Origin of the sequence: Nonomuraea sp. NPDC051191, assembly GCF_044455665.1 — a bacterium.
Taxonomy (GTDB): domain Bacteria; phylum Actinomycetota; class Actinomycetes; order Streptosporangiales; family Streptosporangiaceae; genus Nonomuraea.
This window is the reverse complement of record NZ_JBITEZ010000001.1, coordinates 178,378-195,936: the sequence shown is the minus strand read 5'-3', so window position 1 is coordinate 195,936 and position 17,559 is coordinate 178,378. Positions and strand designations below refer to the sequence as shown.

Below are 17,559 nucleotides of genomic sequence, written 5' to 3'. Positions count from 1 at the left end.
CCCGGCGCGTGTCATCTGACAGCCGTGCCCATGCACGGGTTATCACGGCAAAGTGATCCTGCGTAGCCGAACCGTCAGCCTCCTCGCACTCGGGGCGATCTGCCTCGCCGGTTGTTCAAGTGAGGACCAGCCAGCCCAATCGCTCAAGCCGCTCGTTCTCAAGGAGCAGGTCTCGAACATCGCCAAGTCCTCCGACGGCTACGCCGTCAACTGGGCGGGCGTGCTCAGCAACGCCAACCCGTGGCACTTCGGCGAGCACGTGGTGGCCACCATCGTGGGCCGCGACGCCGCCGGCACCGAGGTGGTGCGCATGGACCAGCCGCTCGACGCCGTGCCGCCGGGTGGCTCCCTGGCCTTCACCGGCCAGGCGTCCACCGCCGAGAAGCCGGTCAAGGTGACCATCCAGTACCGTCCGGCGCAGTGGCGGACCGCCGCGCGCATCCCGTCGTCGTTCCAGTCGTTCCCGATCAGCCGCGTCCAGACAATGCGCCAAAAAGACGGCTCTTACCTAATTACCGGCTATGTCGGGAATCCGTATCAATTGCCGGCTAGCAGCCTGGTGGTGAACGCGTTGTTGCGCGACGGGGCCGGCAAACTGCTCGGCGGCGGCAGCACGTTCGTGGACGACGTCAAAGCCGGCAGTCCGCCCAGGTTCATCCTCACCGTGGCCGGACTGCCCAAGGACAGCAAGGTCGCCAAGACCGACGTCACCGCCAGGACCTGGGGCTCCACCGGCCGTCCCTACGAGGATCTGGCCATGGGCGGCGCGATCCCGGAGCACACGGTCAAGCCCACCTCCGAGCCGTTCGCGGTCGACCGGGGGAGCCAGGTCATGGGACAGGTAAAGCAGTAATCGGTATTAGTCCGAACAAATAGGTCGAGGAATGACGGGGTCGCGGTAGACAAGCGGCGGAACCGGTAGAACTACTAGTTACCGATCCATTACCTTCGGTCACATGAATGACCGCGTCCTGGTGGAGGCACTCCGCACCCGTGACCCGGGAGCCCTCGCCGCGCTCTACGACACCTACGCGGAGAGCGTCTACCGCTACTGCTGGTCCCTCCTCCTCGACACCGACAGCGCCCAGGTGGCGCTGCGCGACACGCTGATCGCCGCCGAGGCGCACGCGGGCGCGCTGTCCCAGCCCGACAGGTTCCGGGTCTGGCTGCTCGCCCTGGCCCGGCTCGAATGCCTGCGCCGCCGGATGGCCGCGCCGCCCGGCGCCGACGAGGCGCTGGCCGAGGCGCCGCCTCTCGACGACCCGGCCGACGCCGACCTGCGGCTCATGGCCTGGAACGCCGTCGTCAGCCTGCCCGTCGCCGACCGCGAGGTGCTGGAGCTCGCGACCAGGCACGAGCTGGACACCGCCGACCTGTCCCAGGTGCTCGCGATGTCGCCGCGCCAGGTCGAGCAGGCCAGGGAGCAGGCGCGCGAGCACCTCACCGACGCCGTCACCGCCGAGATCCTGGCGCGCAAGGGCCCCTACGACTGCCCGCGCCGGGCCCGGATCCTCGACGGCTTCTCCGGCGAGCTCACCAGGGAGATGCGCGAGCACCTGGTCGGGCACGTCGCCCGCTGCGAGGTCTGCGCCCCCCACCGCACCCGTCAGGCCTCGGCCGCCAAGGTCTTCGCCCTGCTGCCTGCCGCCGCGCTCCCCGACGCGCTGCGCATCAGGGTCATGAGCTGCTTCGCCGACCCCGAGCTGCTGCCCTACCGCCGCTACGTCGCCCGGCGCACGGCCTCCCTGGACGCCGCCGGGTTTCCCGTTCCCACCCAGACGGCGGCTCGAAGGTGGCCTCAAGCGGTGGCGGGCGCGCTGGCGGCGGTCGCGACCGTGGTGGCGATAGCAGTGATCTTCAACCAGTTCGGCAAGGAAAACGGCGGTCTCGCCGGGGTGGCGACGGCCGCGTTCCCCGCCACCGGCGAGCCGCCCGGCATCAGACTGCCCTGGCAACCCGACCCGCAGGACGTCCAGTTGACCGTAGAGCCCATCCTCGACAGCGCGGCGCCCGAGCCGTTCGGCATGCTCGGCTCGACGACGCCGGTGCCGCCGGCCGTGCTCGTGCCCACGCACGCGACCGCGCCGACCACCGAACCCGAGCCCGGCGACCCGCAGCCGACGCCCGACGATCCGCCACAGGCCGATCCGCCGGACCAGAACCCCGGCGACCCGACGTACGGCCAGCCCGGCCAGCCCGGAGGTCCCGGATGGCCGAGCCGCCCGCCCGGCCGTCCGCCGCACGGTGAGCCGGGCACGCGTCCGCCGACCCGCACGCCGCCGGTGCCGACCCCCACCCCCGCCCCGACGCCCACCGAGACGCCCGCGCCGACCACCACGCCCACGGAGACAGCCACGCCCACCCACACGCCCCCTCCCACGCACACGCCCACCGAGGAGCCCGCCACGCCCGTCGAGAGCGGCTGAACGGGCCGTGGAGGCGTTCGAGCTGCGCCAGGACCCGCACCTGGGCCGCCGGGTCTGCCCGCTGCCCGTCCCCCGGCGGGTGGCCGAACTGGTGCCCAGAGGTCATCGCGTCGACTGGCCGACCTGGCTCGACCGCGGCCCCCGCATGCTGCGCCACGTGCTCGACCTGTCCCGTCTGCGCACCGCGCGCGGCCTGGCCGTGCTGTCCTGGCTGGCCGGCGGACCGCAGCCGGACGAGCTCGACTGGCTGTGGGACGCCCGCCGCCTGACCGGCCCGCGCCAGGAACGCATGTACGGCGCCGCCGCCGACGTCCCCGATCCGGTGCTCGGGCTGGTGACGGCCAACTGGACCTGGGTGCTCGACACCTGCCACGGCGGCCGGGTCACCGCCCCCTACCTGGCGGGCACCGCCTACCCGGGCGACGGTCACGCCGCCGCCGACGCCACCATGACCCTCTACCAGACCTACGACCGCCATCCGGAGGCCAGGCCGGCCATCGCGGCGGCGTGGGCCACGGCCCGGGTGACCGCAGACTGGTGCAAGGCCGCCGAACTGCACGCCGCGTACGGCGGCCAAACCCCCGTTTTCACCTATCCGAGAGCCGCCCAGCCGGTGGTGGCCGGCATCCGTCCCTGGATAGAGCGCCTCTTCCGCCTGCGGTGATGACGTTACGTGCATGAGAGCACTGGGAACTGTGTGCATAGAGTAACCATCTGTTTTCAGGGGGACCTATGCGCTCAATTCGGGCCGGGCTCCTGGCGTGCGCCCTGCTAGTCGCTCTGTGTCCGCTCACTCCGTGCCCGCCGGTGGCGGCCGACCCCATGCCGTCGGCCAAGGACGTGAAGAAGGCGCGAGAGACCGCCCGCCACCGCTCGAAGGAGCTGGGGGTGGCCAGCGCCGGGCTGGCGGCGGCCCAGTCCAGGCTCGACGAGCTGGCGTCCGGCGTGGAACGGCAGGTGGAGGCGTACAACGGCGAGCTGGTCCGGCTCCGGCAGGCCGAGCAGGCGTACGGGCAGGCCCGGGAACGTCAGGCGGCGGCCGACGTCGAGGCCGAGCGCGCCCGGCAGGCCGTCGCGCTGCTCGCGGCGGAGAGCTACAGCGGCATGACGCCCATGGACCCCGTCATCGGCATGCTCATCGACGAGGGCGGCGTGGACGGCTTCCTGCACCGGGCGAGCTTGCTCAGCCAGCTCGGCGACGAGCGGGCCCGCATCCTGCGCAGGATGAGCGACGCCCAGGAGGTCGCCGCCATCCTCGGGGAGCAGGCGCAGAACGCCTACGACGCCCAGCAGGCGGCCTCGGAGCGCGCCCGGCAGGCGAAGCTCGCCGCGGAGGCGGCCGTCGCCCGGCAGCGCCGCGAGACGCACACCCTCCGGGTGGAGAGGCGGCAGCTCCAACGCCGGGTGAACGCCGCCCGCAGCCACGCCGAGCTGCTGGCCAGGCGTCGGGCCCTGGCCCTGTCGGCGGCCGGGGCGGCGGGGTCGGCGGGCGGCAACCTGGCCGCCAACTGGGCACTGACCCAGCTCGGCAAGCCGTACGTGTGGGCCGCCGCCGGCCCCGACACCTATGACTGCTCGGGCCTGGTGATGCGCGCCTGGGAACAGGTGGGCGTGCATCTGGACCACTGGACCGGAACCCAGTGGACGTCCGGCCCGCACGTGCCGCTGGACCAGCTCCGCCGCGGCGACCTGCTGTTCTTCGGCCGCATCACCGACGACCCCGGGACGATCCACCACGTGGGCATCTACGTCGGCCAGGGTCAGATGGTGCACGCGCCGCAGACCGGCGACGTGGTGCGCGTGGCCCCGATCTGGCGAGGGGACCTGGTGGGCGCCACCAGGCCCCAGTGAGGATCAGTGGTGGTGACCCGCGTCCTTCGCCCGGTTGAACGAGCGCTCGATCTCGGCCTCGGCCTCGATGCGCCCCACCCAGTTGGCGCCCTCGACGGACTTGCCGGGCTCAAGGTCCTTGTAGACCTCGAAGAAGTGCTGGATCTCCAGCCGGTCGAACTCCGACACGTGGTGGATGTCCTGGATGTGGTGCATCCGGGGGTCGGTCGAGGGGACGCACAGGACCTTGTCGTCGCCGCCCTTCTCGTCGGTCATCCGGAACATGCCGACCGCGCGGCAGGTGATGTAGCAGCCCGGGAACGTCGGCTCCTGGAGCAGCACCAGGGCGTCGAGCGGGTCGCCGTCCTCGCCGAGGGTGTGCTCGATGAAGCCGTAGTCTGCGGGGTACTGCGTGGAGGTGAACAGGAGCCGGTCAAGCCTGATCTTCCCGGTCTCGTGGTCCACTTCGTACTTGTTCCGTTGCCCCTTGGGAATCTCAACGACAACGTCGAACTCCACCGCGGTTCCTCCGCTCAAGGCCCCCGGGAAGTCCCGGCTGGGCGTTAATGTCTCGTAGGCGAACACCAGGAGAGAGGTCAGGCGACGTGGCGCGGCACGAGCGTACGGTGATGCTGGCCACTCTCGCCGTGCTCCAGATCGTCACGATCGTCATCGGCGTTTACGCCATGACCAGCGACTTCAACCTGAGCGCGCTGACGAGGCAGCCGTCACCGATCGGGCCGACGGCGTCTCCCCGGGGAATCCCCCCCGCCCCCGTGGTCACCTCGGGGCCTGTGCTGGCCCAGCTTTCGGCGACGTCAGGAGACGGACCTCTCCCGACTAAGAGTACTTTGACCCGCCAGCTCACCGACGCGCTGGGTGACGAAGCGCTCGGCGGCCGGGTCGGCGCGGTCGTGCTCGACGCCAGGACGGGGGCCCAGATCTTCGCCTCCAACCCCGACCTGGGCATCACCCCGGCCTCCACGAACAAGGTCGTCACGACCGCCGCGGCGCTCGCCTCGCTGGGCCCCGACACCCGCTTCTCCACCCGCGTCGTCCAGGGCCGCGCGCCCGGCGCGATCGTCCTGGTGGGCGGGGGCGACCCGCTGCTCGCCGGGCCGACGGCCAAGCCCGGCTACCCCAAGCAGGCGTCCCTCGCCACCCTGGCCGCCCGCACCGCCGCCACGCTGAAGGCGAAGGGCGTCAGGAAGGTCATGCTCGCCTACGACGACAGCCTGTTCACCGGGCCGACCCTCGCGCCCGGCTGGAAGCCGAACTACGTGCCCGACGGCGAGGCGGCTCCCGTCCACGCCCTGGCCATCGACGAGGGACGCCAGCGCCCCGGCGCCCGGCCCCGCGTGGCCGACCCGGCCGCGACCGCCGCCGCCGCCTTCGCCCGGCTCCTCCCCAAGTACGGCGTCACCGTCTCCAAGGACGTCCGCCAGGAGAAGGCCGCAGCGGGCGCCGCCGAGTTGGGCAAGGTCGACTCCGCCCCCCTCTACGCCCTGGTCGAGCACACCCTGACCCATAGCGACAACGACATGGCCGAGGCCCTGGCCAGGCACGTCGCCATCAAGGAGGGCAAGGAGGCGTCGTTCGCGGGGGCCGCGCAGGCGGTGGTCGGCGTGATGCGGCGGCTCGGCGTCACGAAGGGCGTCAGCGTCGCCGACGGCAGCGGACTGTCCATCCGCAACCGGGTCAGCGCCGACGCCATGGCCAGGGTCATCGCCATCGCCGGCTCCGCCCAGCACCCCGAGCTGCGGGCCGTCGACTCGGGCATGCCGATCGCCGGCTTCTCCGGCACGCTGGGCAACGGCCGGCGCTTCACCCGCGCCGACAGCAAGGGCCAGGTCGGCCTCGTACGCGCCAAGACCGGCACGCTCAACAACGTCAACACCCTGGCGGGCCTGGCCACCACCAAGGACGGCCGGCTGGTCACCTTCGCCTTCCTCGCCGACGACGTGCCGGTGAACGCCGAACCCGTGCTCGACAAGCTCGCCGCGATCGTCGCGCGATCCTGAACGCCGCTTCTTCGCAGGCGTGACGAGAACAACGTACGGTGGACGCTATGCAGGTGATCGACTGGGATCTGGCCGTCACGACCGGCACGCGCCTGGTGCGCCCCGGTCCTCAGGTGAGCAAGGAGGAGGCCAGGCAGGCCGTCGCCGAGCTCCGCACGCTGTCACGTGAGGCCGAGGGCCACGTGCGCGAGTTCACGAAGATCCACACCGAGACCGCGCCGCAGCCCGCGACCATCGTCGACCGTCCGGGCTGGATCAAGGCCAACGTCGAGGGCTTCCGCGTGGTCCTCGAACCGCTGACCCAGCGCATGAGCGGCGGCTCCAACCCGCCGCCCGCCATCGTCACCGCCGTGGGCTCCCGCATCACCGGCGTGGAGGTCGGGGCCGTCCTCGCCTTCCTCGCCTCCCGGGTGCTCGGCCAGTACGAGCTGTTCCTGCCGCCCGACCCGACCGGCCAGGAGGCGACCGGCCGCCTGACGCTCGTGGCGCCCAACATCGTCCACGCCGAGCGCGAGATGAACGTCGTGCCGCGCGACTTCCGCCTGTGGGTGTGCCTCCATGAGGAGACCCACCGGGTGCAGTTCACCGGCGTGACCTGGCTGCGCGAGTACGTCCGGTCGCAGATGACCGAGTTCCTGCTCGCCTCCGACCTCGACCTGCCCACGCTGCTCGACCGTCTGCGCAACGCCGCCGACACGGTGGCCGACGTCGTCAGGGGCGGCGAGGGCAACCTGATCGACGCCATCCAGTCGCCCGCCCAGAAGGAGATCCTCGACCGGCTGACCGCCGTGATGACCCTGGTCGAGGGCCATGGCGACTTCGTCATGGACGCCGTGGGCCCGTCGGTGGTCCCGTCCGTCTCGGAGATCCGCGCCAAGTTCGCCCAGCGCCGCGAGGGCGGCTCACGGGTCGACCGCACGGTGCGGCGCCTGCTGGGCATCGAGGTCAAGATGAAGCAGTACGCCGAAGGCTCGGCGTTCGTCCGCAAGGTGGTCGACCAGGTCGGCATGGACGGCTTCAACAAGGTCTGGACGTCCCCTGAGACCCTGCCCACGATCGCCGAGATCGCCGACCCCGACGCCTGGATCCACCGCGTCATCGGCACCCCCGCCCTGCCCGCCTGACCTCGACCCCCACCGGACCCGCCGCGGCGTGCGGCGGGTTCCGGCAGCCGGGACAATGGCTCTCGTGGGTCCCCATCCAGCCGTAGCCGACGTGCGCAGGGCCGTGCGCGAGGCGCTGGCCGACCTCGGCGGCACCGGCGCGCTGGTGCTGGCCGCGTGCAGCGGCGGCGCCGACTCCCTCGCCCTGGCGGCGGCGCTGGCCTTCGTCGCCCCCCGCGCCGGTCTGCGCGCGGGCCTGGTCACGGTCGACCACCAGCTCCAGCCGGGCTCGGCCGACCGGGCCCGGCAGGTCACCGGGATCGCCGCCGGGCTCGGCCTGGCCCCGGCGGCGGTGCTCACCGTCACCGTCGGCACCGAGGGCGGCCCTGAGGCCGCCGCCCGCGACGCCAGGTACACCGCGCTGGCCGAGGCGGCCGACCGCCTCCAGGCCGCCGCCGTCCTGCTCGGCCACACCCGCGACGACCAGGCCGAGACCGTGCTGCTGGGCCTGGCCAGGGGGAGCGGCCTGCGCTCGATCTCCGGCATGGCCGCCCGGGCGGGCCGCTACCGCCGGCCCTTCCTCGACCTGTCCAGGGCCACGACGGTCGCCGCCTGCCGCGCGATGTCCCTCGACCCTTGGGACGACCCCCACAACGACGACCCCCGTTACACCCGCGTCCGCGTCAGGAAGCGCATCCTGCCGATGCTCGACGAAGAGCTCGGCCCGGGGGTGGCCGAAGCGCTCGCGCGGACCGCCAGAATGGCTCGGGAGGACGCCGACGCCCTCGATCAGTGGGCCGAAACGGCGTTCCCGAATTGCGCTCTAAGCGATATCGGGCCGTCCGTCACGCTGTCCGTACCGGAGTTGGAGAAACTGCCCGACGCCGTACGACGGAGGGTGCTGAGGCGCGCGGCCATCGCGGCGGGCACGCCGTCCGGAGCGCTTTCCGCCACCCACGTGCTGGCGGTCGATCGGCTGGTCACACAATGGCGCGGCCAGAAGGCGGTCGATCTACCCGGAGGTCTGTCCGCAGTTCGGCGGTATGGCACCCTGATAGTCGCCATCAGTCCCATCGTTTAAGGAACCACAGGTGGACGCTGCCGACATGGGCAAAGACCTGGAGAAGGTCCTCATCCCCGAGGACGACCTCCAGGCCAAGATCAAAGAGCTTGCCGGGCGCATCGACGAGGACTACGCGGGCAAGGACGTCCTGCTCGTGGGCGTGCTGAAGGGCGCGGTCATGGTGATGGCCGACCTGGCCAGGGCGCTGCACGTGCCCGTGCAGATGGACTGGATGGCGGTGTCGTCCTACGGCGCGGGCACCAAGTCCTCCGGCGTCGTACGGGTGCTGAAAGACCTCGACACCGACATCTTGAACCGCCACGTCCTGATCGTCGAGGACATCATCGACTCCGGCCTCACCCTTCACTGGCTGCTGGAAAACCTGAAGTCGCGCAACCCGGCCTCGTTGGAGATCTGCGCGGCGCTGCGCAAGCCCGACGCGGTGAAGGTGCCGATGGACGTGAAATACGTCGGCTTCGACATTCCCAACGAGTTCGTCATCGGCTACGGGCTCGACTACGCGGAGCGCTACCGCAATTTGCCGTTCATCGGAACGCTCGCGCCGCACGTTTATAAGTAGTAATCCCGGCCATGGCCGGGAACATCGCGCAACGTGACGTACGTTGATAGGGCAAGACCGGTGTAGCGGGCGGGTCCCTCCGCGCGCCGTGCCGGTGTACCTTCAGACTCCGGAAGGGTGACCGCAAGTCCCCTTCGGGTAGTCAGAAGTCGCGGTGTCGGATGCCGCGGCCCCGGGCCAGCCCGGGGTTCCAGGCCATGGTCAGGAAGGGACGGGCCCGCAAGGGGTTCCGCATCGGATGGATCTCAAGCGATTTACACGTGGGCCACTGCTGTGGATCCTGGGCATCGTCGTGCTGCTCCTGCTCGTCACCCAGCTCTGGAGCGGCGGGGGCAATTTCAAGCAGGCCGACACGTCCACGGTTCTCCAACAGATTCGCGCCGGCAATTTCACCAGCGCCAAGGTCGTCGACAAGGACAATCGGGTCGAGCTCACCCTCGCCAAGCCGATCGTCGTCCGGCCGGGTGACGCCCCGGCGAAGCTGATCCAGTCCAACTGGGTCAGCGGTTACGGCGCGAAGCTGACCGACGAGCTGCAGGCTCAGGTCGACGCCGACAAGACGAAGAGCTTCACCACCGAGGTGCCCCAGGAGAACTTCCTGCTCAGCATCCTGGTGAGCTTCCTGCCGATCGTCATCATCGTGCTGATCTTCCTGTTCATCATGAACCAGATGCAGGGCGGCGGCTCCCGGGTGATGAACTTCGGCAAGTCGAAGGCCAAGCTCATCACCAAAGACACCCCCAAGACGACGTTCGCCGACGTCGCCGGCGCCGACGAGGCCATCGAGGAGCTCCAGGAGATCAAGGAGTTCCTGCAGGCCCCGGCCAAGTTCCAGGCGATCGGCGCGAAGATCCCCAAGGGCGTGCTGCTCTACGGCCCGCCCGGCACCGGCAAGACCCTGCTGGCCCGCGCGGTCGCGGGCGAGGCGGGCGTGCCCTTCTACTCGATCTCCGGTTCCGACTTCGTCGAGATGTTCGTCGGCGTCGGCGCCTCCCGAGTGCGTGACCTGTTCGAGCAGGCCAAGGCCAACGCCCCCGCGATCATCTTCATCGACGAGATCGACGCCGTCGGCCGCCACCGCGGCGCCGGCCTGGGCGGCGGTCACGACGAGCGCGAGCAGACCCTCAACCAGCTGCTCGTCGAGATGGACGGCTTCGACGTCAAGGGCGGCGTGATCCTCATCGCCGCGACCAACCGGCCCGACATCCTCGACCCGGCGCTGCTGCGTCCCGGCCGGTTCGACCGGCAGGTCACCGTCGACCGCCCCGACCTGGAGGGCCGTAAGGGCATCCTCAAGGTCCACGGTCGTGGCAAGCCGTTCGCGCCCGACGTCGACCTCGACGTCATCGCGCGCCGCACCCCCGGGTTCACCGGCGCCGACCTGGCCAACGTGATCAACGAGGCGGCCCTGCTCACCGCGCGGGCCGACCAGAAGCTGATCACGATGGAGGTCCTGGAGGAGTCGATCGACCGTGTCATGGCAGGGCCCGAGCGCAAGTCGCGGGTCATGTCCGACAAGGAGAAGAAGATGATCGCCTACCACGAAGGCGGTCACGCGTTGGTGGCGCACGCGCTGCCCAACTCCGACCCGGTCCACAAGATCACCATCCTGTCCCGCGGTCGCGCCCTCGGTTACACGATGACGCTGCCGATGGAGGACAAGTTCCTGGCCACCAGGTCCGAGATGATGGACCAGCTCGCGATGCTGCTCGGCGGCCGCGCGGCGGAGGAGCTCGTCTTCCACGAGCCCACCACCGGCGCCTCCAACGACATCGAGAAGGCCACGGCGGTCGCCCGCCGCATGGTGACCGAGTACGGCATGAGCGAGCAGCTCGGCGCCCGTAAGTTCGGCACCGGCCAGGCCGAGGTCTTCCTCGGCCGCGAGATGGGCCACGAGCGCGACTACTCCGAGAAGATCGCCTCCTCCATCGACGAGGAGGTCCGCCGGATGATCGAGACGGCGCACGACCAGGCCTGGGACATCCTGGTCGAATACCGCGACGTGCTCGACAACCTGGTGCTGGAGCTCATGGAGAAGGAGACCCTCTCCCGCGAGCAGGTCCTGCAGATCTTCGCCCCGGTGGTCGTCAAGGAGCACAGGCCCTCGTACGCGGGCTACGGCAAGCGGCTCCCGTCCGACCGCCCGCCGATCCTGACCCCGAAGGAGCAGTCGGCCAACGGCTCGCTCACCTCCGGCCACCAGGACGCCTTCCAGTCCGGGGACAGTGCGTGACCCAGCACGAGGTCGACCTGGGGCGGATCGAGAAGGCCGTCCGCGAGATCCTCTACGGCATCGGTGAGGATCCCGACCGCGACGGCCTGCTCGATACGCCCGCCAGGGTCGCCCGCGCGATGGCCGAGCAGTTCTCCGGGCTCGGCCAGACGCCCGAGGACGTGCTCAACAAGGTCTTCGACGTCGACCACGACGAGATGGTGCTGGTCAGGGACATCGAGGTCTACTCGACCTGCGAGCACCATCTGGTCCCGTTCCACGGCGTGGCCCACGTGGGCTACATCCCCAACGAGCGTGGCCAGGTGACCGGGCTGTCCAAGCTGGCCCGGCTGGTCGACGTCTTCGCCCGCCGTCCGCAGGTGCAGGAGCGCATGACCTCGCAGATCGCCGACGCCCTCATGCGGGTGCTGGAGCCGCGCGGGGTCATCGTCGTGGTCGAGGCCGAGCACCTGTGCATGACGATGCGCGGCGTGCGCAAGCCGGGGGCCAAGACGGTCACGTCGGCGGTCCGCGGCGACTTCCGTACCAGCGACAAGACCCGCTCCGAGGCGATGGCGCTGATCCTCGGCAGGTGACGATCGTTATCCACAACTGGGGACCCGAGATGTCGGCAGGTGTGGGGGAACGCCTAGGCTTGCCCCATGACTAGCGTGCCCATCAACGTGCCGGGCGGTACGGAGCGGTGCCTCGTCATGGGCGTGGTCAACGTGACCCCCGACTCCTTCTCCGACGGCGGCCTGTGGTTCGACGAGGAGGCCGCCGTCCAGCACGGTCTCGACCTGGTGCGGGAGGGGGCCGACATCGTCGACGTGGGCGGTGAGTCCACCCGTCCCGGCGCCGCCCGGGTGTCGCTGGAGGAGGAGCTGGCCAGGGTCGTCCCGGTGATCCGGGCGCTCGACGCCGAGGGCGTCGCGGTGAGCGTCGACACGATGCGCGCCGAGGTGGCCAGGGCCGCGGTCGAGGCGGGCGCCAGGCTCGTCAACGACGTGAGCGGCGGCCTGGCCGATCCCGCGATGCCGCGCGTGGTCGCCGCCACGGGGGCGCGCTACGTGGTGATGCACTGGCGTGGCCACAGCCATGACATGGACAGCCGCGCCGTCTACGCCGACGTCGTGACAGAGGTGCGCGAGGAGCTGAGCAAGCGGGTCGACCTGGTGCTGGCCGAGGGGGTGTCGCCGGAGCAGATCGTGCTCGACCCGGGCCTCGGCTTCGCCAAGAACGCCGAGCACAACTGGGCGTTGCTGGCCGGCATCCCGCAGCTCGCCGAGCTGGGCTACCCGCTGCTGATCGGGGCCTCCCGCAAGCGCTTCCTCGGGCGGCTGCTGGCCGGCCCCGACGGCGCACCCCGCCCGTTCAGCAGGAGCGACGACGCAACGCTGGCGGTGACCGCGCTGGCGGCGCAGGCGGGGGCCTGGTGCGTGCGCGTGCACGAGGTAGGTCCCAATGCCGATGCCGTGCGCGTGGCGGCCGCATGGAAGAGAGCCGGAGCAGGCACATGAGTGTCGACACTGCCGCCATCGAGACGGTCAACCAGGAGTTCTACACCGCGATCGAGAGCGCCGATCTCGACAAGATGACCGAGATCTGGGCCGAGGACACCGCCGACGACCAGGTGAGCTGCGTCCACCCGGGCTGGACGTTGCTGGCCGGCCGGTCGGAGGTGCTGCGGTCGTGGGCGCTGATCATGGCCAACACCACCTACATCCAGTTCGTGCTGACCGACGTCAACACGACCGTGCTGGGCGACGTGGCCGTGCTCACCTGCGTGGAGAACATCCTGACGGCGGGCGAGGAGGGTGAGTCCAGCTTCGCCGCGGGCAAGGTGGTGGCCAGTAACGTCTACATCCGCACCTCACAGGGCTGGCGGTTGTGGATGCACCACGGCTCCCCGGTGCTCCAGGGAGACGACGACGAGGACGAGGAGGGCGAGCTTGAGGTCTGACCGCATCGCTCTCAAGGGCCTGCGGGCCAGGGGCAGGCACGGCGTCCTGCCCGCCGAGCGGGAGCTCGGCCAGGAGTTCGTGGTCGACGCGACGTTGTTCCTCGACACCGCCCCGGCGGCGGCCGGCGACGATCTCACCAAGACCGTCCACTACGGCGAGCTGGCTCAGGCGCTGGTCGAGGTGGTCGAGGGTGAGCCGGTCGAGCTGATCGAGACGCTGGCGCAGCGGCTGGCCGACGTCTGCCTGGCCAGTGAGCTGGTCGACAAGGTCGAGGTGAGTGTGCACAAACCGGCGGCGCCGATCCCGCTGCCGTTCGACGATGTGATCGTGACGATCGAGAGGAGCCGCACATGAAGGCCGTCCTCGCGCTCGGCAGCAACCTGGGCGAGCGGTTCCAGACGTTGCAGGGGGCCATCGACACGATGTTCGACGCCCCGGGCCTGGAGTTCGTCAAGGTGTCCCCGGTCTACGAGACCGATCCGGTCGGAGGGCCCGCCGGGCAGGAGCCATATCTCAACGCGGTCGTGGTCGCCGAGACCGAGCTGCCGCCGCGTACGCTGCTCGAACGGGCGCTGGGCGTGGAGAACGCCTACGGGCGGGTGCGTGAGGAGCGGTGGGGGCCGCGCACGCTCGACGTCGACCTGATCGTCGTCGGCGAGACCATGTCCGACGACCCCGAATTGACGCTGCCGCATCCCCGGGTGCACGAGCGCGCGTTCGTGCTGGTGCCCTGGTCGGTGGTCGACCCCGAGGCCACGGTGCCGGGCAGGGGCCGGGTGGCCGACCTGCTGGCCGGGCTCGACCGGCACGGCGTGCACCTGCGCGACGACCTGAAGCTGCAGAGGCCCGATTGAGGCCGACGCATCCCGGCCGGCTGGCCGCTCTCCTCCTCGTCGTCGCCCTGGTCGTCTGGGCGGCGGTCCGGCACTTCTACTCCGACCTGCCCATCATGCCCTGGACGGCCATCCCGACCGTGCTGCTGCTGGCCCTCGGCGAGGGCTACAGCGGGTGGGTGACCAAGGCCAGGATCGCCAGGAAGCCGAACACCAAGCCGGTCGAGCCGCTGGCGGTGGCCCGGCTGGCGGCGCTGGCCAAGGCGTCGGCGTACGCGGGGGCGGTGTTCGCGGGCATGTTCGCCGGGTTCGCCGCGTACACGCTGCAGATCTTCGACCGGGAGACGCCGCGTTCGGAGTTCTTCGTGGCGGCCGGGTCGTTCGTGGCCTGCGTGGTGCTCGTCTGCGCGGCCCTCTACCTCGAACACTGCTGCCGCATCCCCAAGGACTCCGACGAGCGCAAGTCCGACTAGCGCGTCTTGGCGGAGGGGCGGCGGCGGCCGAAGAGGTAGATGACCGGAAGCGTGCAGATCAGCGGCCCGACGATGGCGATCGGCCGCTCCAGCCACCATTTCAGGTCCGGCGGAATCTTCGTGCCGAGGTTGCCGAACAGCCACCACGACAGCCCTAAGGCGATCGCCATGCCGGTCGTGTGGAAGAGGAACAGCGGCAGGGCGTAGCGGTTGATGAAGGAGTTCGCGCGCGCCCAGCGGGGGCGTTCGAGCACCCGTTCCATGGCCGGGCGCAGCACCTCGACCAGGCCGATCTGGAAGATCAGCAGGGCGACGATGACGAACGTGGGCGGCGCCATGTTCGACCACTTGTCGCCGGGCACGCCGACCATCGAGCCCGGGTAGATGCCCGAGTAGACCAGGCCGATCAGGGCGAACAGGCCGGTCCACAGGATGCCGACGTCGTACCGCCTCGGCAGGACGACGATCCGGTCGTAGAAGAAGCCCGCCTGGTGGGCCAGGCCCCAGACGATGATCATGTTGAGCCAGCCGGCCCACTCGTAGCCGTAACGGAAGCGAACGACGTCCACGACCAGGGCCGAGCCGCCGAGCCAGATGAGGGCCAGCACGTCGTAGCGTCTGTGCAGGTACAGGGCCACCGGCAGCAGCGCGATCAGCACCAGGTAGACGCCGAGGAACCACAGCGGGCTGAGCACGAGCAGCACCACCCGCCACATCCACTCCACGTGGAAGGCCCAGGTGACGACCGCGCCGACGGAGATCCACACGCCGCACAGGAACAACGCCGGCAGGGACAGCGCGCGGATGCGCCGCCACACGAACGCCCCGATGCCGACGCCGCGCGCCTGGGCCCGGTTCCAGGACAGCAGGTGCACGTGGCCGCCGACGTAGAAGAACAGCGGCAGCACCTGGAGCAGCCAGGTCAGGATCCACAACCCGGAGGTGAAGCCGAGCGGGCTGGTGGGCTCGGGGCCGGTGGGCTTCCACTCCAGGATCGTGAACGCCCAGTGCCAGACCACCACGACGATGAGGCTGAGGGCGCGCAGCCAGTCGACGTACTTGTCGCGTTCGGGGGTGCTCACTTGTCGATGTCACCCACGACGAAGAACATCGAGCCGAGAATGGCGATCATGTCGGCCACCAGCGTCCCGGGCAGCAGCTCGCGCAGCGCCTGGACGTTGCCGAACGACGCCGAGCGCAGCTTGAGCCGCCACGGCGTCTTGTCGCCCTTGGAGACCAGGTAGTAGCCGTTGATGCCGAGCGGGTTCTCCGTCCACGCGTACGTGTGGCCCTCCGGCACCTTGAGCACCTTCGGCAGGCGCTGGTTGACCGGCCCGGGAGGCAGCTCGCGCAGCCGGGTGACGCACGCGTCGGCGAGGTCGAGCGAGACCTTGAGCTGCTCGAACAGCACCTCGAACCGGGCATGGCAGTCGCCGTCGCGCCGGGTGACGACCTTGACCGGCAGCTCCCCGTACGCCAGGTACGGGTCGTCGCGCCGCAGGTCGAGATCGACGCCGGAGGCGCGGGCGATGGGCCCGCTGACGCCGTACTGGAGGATCTGCTCGCGGGTCAGCACGCCGACGCCCTTGGTGCGGGCGAGGAAGATCTCGTTGTTCAGGATGAGGTTCTCGATGTCGGGCACCCGGCGGCGGGTCTCGGCCACGGCCTCGGCGACCCGGTCGAGCCAGCCGAGCGGCAGGTCCTCCTTCAGGCCGCCGACCCGGTTGAACATGTAGTGCATGCGCCCGCCGGAGATCTCCTCCATGACGGCCTGGATGCGTTCGCGCTCGTTGAAGGCGTAGAAGACGGGGGTGATCGCGCCCAGTTCGAGGGGGTAGGAGCCGAGGAACATCAGGTGGTTGAGCACCCGGTTGAGCTCGGCCAGCACCGTACGCGCCCACACGGCCCTGACCGGCACCTCCATGCCGAGCAGCCGCTCGGCGGCCAGCACGACGCCCAGCTCGTTGGCGAACCCCGACAGCCAGTCGTGCCGGTTGGCGAGCATGATGATCTGGCGGTAGTCGCGGACCTCGAACAGCTTCTCCGCGCCCCGGTGCATGTAGCCGATGATCGGCTCGGCCGCCGTGATGCGCTCGCCGTCGAGGGTGAGCCGGAGCCTGAGCACGCCGTGCGTGGAGGGGTGCTGGGGACCGATGTTGAGGATCATGTCCTCGGTCGCCAGCTCCTTCGCGCCGGCGCCGATCCCGACCACGCGTTCCGTCATAGGGCCCATGCTGCCACCGTCCCGTAAGGTGAGCCAGCGTGGGGGATGGTCAAGGAATCGTATGGCAACGCATCCCGAAGCCAGACATGGGGATCAATACCGGGAACGGGGGGAGAAAGCACTGTGAGAAGAGTTCTGTTTGATGTGGCGGCCCTGATCTCCCGGGTGGTACTCGGCGTGATCTTCGTGGTCCACGGCTGGCAGAAGTGGCAGGGCGGGCTGGGTGCCGCGGCGGGACAGTTCCGGGAGATGGGCATACCCATGCCTGGGTTGTCCGCCGGATTCGCCGCCATTGTGGAGCTGATCGGCGGCGTCCTGTTGATCCTCGGCCTGCTGGTCCGGCCGGTGGCGTTGTTGCTGCTCATCGACATGATCGGCGCGGTCGTCTTCGTGCACGCAGGACACGGGGTGTTGTCGCAGAACGGGGGATGGGAGCTGCCGGGCGCGCTCGGCGCGCTCTCGCTGATGCTCGCCGCGCTGGGTGGCGGCCGCATCGGCCTCGACGGCATCGTCCACTCGATGTTCCGCCGCCGCAAGGAACGCCGGATCGCCGAGGACGACCTCGCCGCGCACCGGCCGGCCCGGCGTGCCGAGCCGACGACGGTCGTCACCGAGGGGCCCGTGACACAGCCCGGCCCGGAGAGCGGCCCGACGCGACCCGAGGGCGGCCCGACGACGCCGGTCCGGCCCGAGGGCGAGGTCGAGCAGCCCAACGTGCCGAGGCAGCCCAACGCGCCGCGCCCCGGGCACCTCAACGACGAGGACATGAGGGACATCGACGCCCTGGTGTCCGACGAGCCGCCCCACCCGAAGCCGCCCAACCGCTGAGC

19 protein-coding genes are annotated in these 17,559 nt (G+C 70.4%); 16 read left to right on the top strand and 3 right to left on the bottom strand.

The window, feature by feature from the left end; translation table 11 throughout:
- Positions 1–52 precede the first annotated feature (52 nt).
- The 4 genes from ACIA8R_RS00925 (at position 53) to ACIA8R_RS00910 (ending at position 4,277) form a co-directional block, all read left to right on the top strand.
- A complete protein-coding gene (locus ACIA8R_RS00925) occupies positions 53–853 on the top strand; it encodes a hypothetical protein (RefSeq protein WP_357702201.1) in 801 nt (266 codons plus the stop codon).
- A gap of 103 nt (positions 854–956) precedes the next feature.
- Positions 957–2,426, top strand: coding sequence for a sigma-70 family RNA polymerase sigma factor (locus tag ACIA8R_RS00920; protein ID WP_364084050.1), 1,470 nt, complete (start codon positions 957–959; stop codon positions 2,424–2,426).
- Between the two features lie 7 nt (positions 2,427–2,433).
- Complete coding sequence (locus tag ACIA8R_RS00915; protein WP_357702205.1) at positions 2,434–3,090, top strand: hypothetical protein; 657 nt, start codon at positions 2,434–2,436, stop codon at positions 3,088–3,090.
- A 176-nt stretch (positions 3,091–3,266) separates the two neighbouring features.
- A complete protein-coding gene (locus ACIA8R_RS00910; protein ID WP_397035738.1) occupies positions 3,267–4,277 on the top strand; it encodes an NlpC/P60 family protein in 1,011 nt (336 codons plus the stop codon).
- Positions 4,278–4,280: 3 nt separating this feature from the next.
- Here ACIA8R_RS00910 and ACIA8R_RS00905 read toward each other — a convergent pair whose 3' ends face one another.
- A complete protein-coding gene (locus ACIA8R_RS00905; RefSeq protein WP_357702209.1) occupies positions 4,281–4,775 on the bottom strand; it encodes an inorganic diphosphatase in 495 nt (164 codons plus the stop codon).
- Positions 4,776–4,861: 86 nt separating this feature from the next.
- Here ACIA8R_RS00905 and dacB point away from each other — a divergent pair, with 86 nt between their 5' ends.
- The 11 genes from dacB to ACIA8R_RS00850 all read left to right on the top strand — a co-directional run bounded on the left by dacB (position 4,862) and on the right by ACIA8R_RS00850 (position 14,505).
- Positions 4,862–6,277 carry a D-alanyl-D-alanine carboxypeptidase/D-alanyl-D-alanine-endopeptidase gene (gene dacB, locus ACIA8R_RS00900; RefSeq protein WP_397035736.1) on the top strand — a complete coding sequence of 472 codons (1,416 nt, stop codon included), beginning with the start codon at positions 4,862–4,864 and terminating at the stop codon, positions 6,275–6,277.
- Positions 6,278–6,324: 47 nt separating this feature from the next.
- On the top strand, positions 6,325–7,401 hold the full coding sequence (locus ACIA8R_RS00895; protein WP_357702213.1) for a zinc-dependent metalloprotease: 1,077 nt from the start codon (positions 6,325–6,327) through the stop codon (positions 7,399–7,401).
- Positions 7,402–7,456: 55 nt separating this feature from the next.
- Positions 7,457–8,461 (top strand): tRNA lysidine(34) synthetase TilS, encoded by a 1,005-nt coding sequence (gene tilS, locus ACIA8R_RS00890; RefSeq protein ID WP_397035733.1) that lies wholly within the window; start codon positions 7,457–7,459, stop codon positions 8,459–8,461.
- Between the two features lie 10 nt (positions 8,462–8,471).
- Positions 8,472–9,023 carry a hypoxanthine phosphoribosyltransferase gene (gene hpt, locus ACIA8R_RS00885; protein ID WP_357702217.1) on the top strand — a complete coding sequence of 184 codons (552 nt, stop codon included), beginning with the start codon at positions 8,472–8,474 and terminating at the stop codon, positions 9,021–9,023.
- A 238-nt stretch (positions 9,024–9,261) separates the two neighbouring features.
- Entirely contained in the window at positions 9,262–11,256 is a 1,995-nt protein-coding gene (gene ftsH / locus ACIA8R_RS00880) for an ATP-dependent zinc metalloprotease FtsH (protein ID WP_357702219.1), read from the top strand.
- The gene (folE, locus tag ACIA8R_RS00875; RefSeq protein ID WP_357702221.1) at positions 11,253–11,831 is read left to right on the top strand and encodes a GTP cyclohydrolase I FolE; all 579 of its coding nucleotides are present in this window, start codon (positions 11,253–11,255) and stop codon (positions 11,829–11,831) included. Before ftsH ends, folE begins: the two co-directional genes overlap by 4 nt.
- Positions 11,832–11,948: 117 nt before the next feature.
- Positions 11,949–12,755: a dihydropteroate synthase gene (folP, locus tag ACIA8R_RS00870; protein ID WP_357702379.1), complete on the top strand. Its 807-nt coding sequence runs from the start codon at positions 11,949–11,951 to the stop codon at positions 12,753–12,755.
- A complete protein-coding gene (locus tag ACIA8R_RS00865; RefSeq protein ID WP_364084062.1) occupies positions 12,752–13,198 on the top strand; it encodes a nuclear transport factor 2 family protein in 447 nt (148 codons plus the stop codon). The genes folP and ACIA8R_RS00865 overlap by 4 nt, the downstream gene beginning before the upstream one ends.
- Entirely contained in the window at positions 13,188–13,553 is a 366-nt protein-coding gene (gene folB / locus ACIA8R_RS00860) for a dihydroneopterin aldolase (RefSeq protein ID WP_357702223.1), read from the top strand. Before ACIA8R_RS00865 ends, folB begins: the two co-directional genes overlap by 11 nt.
- Entirely contained in the window at positions 13,550–14,053 is a 504-nt protein-coding gene (gene folK / locus ACIA8R_RS00855; RefSeq protein WP_364084065.1) for a 2-amino-4-hydroxy-6-hydroxymethyldihydropteridine diphosphokinase, read from the top strand. The genes folB and folK overlap by 4 nt, the downstream gene beginning before the upstream one ends.
- Positions 14,050–14,505, top strand: a complete 456-nt coding sequence (locus tag ACIA8R_RS00850; protein WP_397035729.1) for a DUF3180 domain-containing protein — start codon at positions 14,050–14,052, stop codon at positions 14,503–14,505. Before folK ends, ACIA8R_RS00850 begins: the two co-directional genes overlap by 4 nt.
- Here ACIA8R_RS00850 and ACIA8R_RS00845 read toward each other — a convergent pair.
- Both ACIA8R_RS00845 and ACIA8R_RS00840 read right to left on the bottom strand, forming a co-directional pair.
- Complete coding sequence (locus ACIA8R_RS00845; protein ID WP_357702229.1) at positions 14,502–15,587, bottom strand: acyltransferase; 1,086 nt, start codon at positions 15,585–15,587, stop codon at positions 14,502–14,504. The genes ACIA8R_RS00850 and ACIA8R_RS00845 overlap by 4 nt on opposite strands.
- Positions 15,584–16,729, bottom strand: coding sequence for an NADH-quinone oxidoreductase subunit D (locus tag ACIA8R_RS00840; protein ID WP_397035727.1), 1,146 nt, complete (start codon positions 16,727–16,729; stop codon positions 15,584–15,586). Before ACIA8R_RS00840 ends, ACIA8R_RS00845 begins: the two co-directional genes overlap by 4 nt.
- Before the next feature lie 123 nt (positions 16,730–16,852).
- Between ACIA8R_RS00840 and ACIA8R_RS00835 the strand changes: the two genes are divergently transcribed.
- On the top strand, positions 16,853–17,557 hold the full coding sequence (locus tag ACIA8R_RS00835) for a DoxX family membrane protein (RefSeq protein ID WP_397035725.1): 705 nt from the start codon (positions 16,853–16,855) through the stop codon (positions 17,555–17,557).
- Positions 17,558–17,559 lie beyond the last annotated feature (2 nt).

Excerpts from the sequence above, each read along its gene's own strand:
- ACIA8R_RS00840 (WP_397035727.1), bottom strand. The coding sequence starts at position 16,729 with ATGACGGAACGCGTGGTCGGGATCGGCGCCGGCGCGAAGGAGCTGGCG.
- folK (WP_364084065.1), top strand. The coding sequence starts at position 13,550 with ATGAAGGCCGTCCTCGCGCTCGGCAGCAACCTGGGCGAGCGGTTCCAG.
- ACIA8R_RS00920 (WP_364084050.1), top strand. The coding sequence starts at position 957 with ATGAATGACCGCGTCCTGGTGGAGGCACTCCGCACCCGTGACCCGGGA.
- ACIA8R_RS00895 (WP_357702213.1), top strand. The coding sequence starts at position 6,325 with ATGCAGGTGATCGACTGGGATCTGGCCGTCACGACCGGCACGCGCCTG.
- tilS (WP_397035733.1), top strand. The coding sequence starts at position 7,457 with ATGGCTCTCGTGGGTCCCCATCCAGCCGTAGCCGACGTGCGCAGGGCC.
- ftsH (WP_357702219.1), top strand. The coding sequence starts at position 9,262 with ATGGATCTCAAGCGATTTACACGTGGGCCACTGCTGTGGATCCTGGGC.
- folP (WP_357702379.1), top strand. The coding sequence starts at position 11,949 with ATGGGCGTGGTCAACGTGACCCCCGACTCCTTCTCCGACGGCGGCCTG.
- ACIA8R_RS00865 (WP_364084062.1), top strand. The coding sequence starts at position 12,752 with ATGAGTGTCGACACTGCCGCCATCGAGACGGTCAACCAGGAGTTCTAC.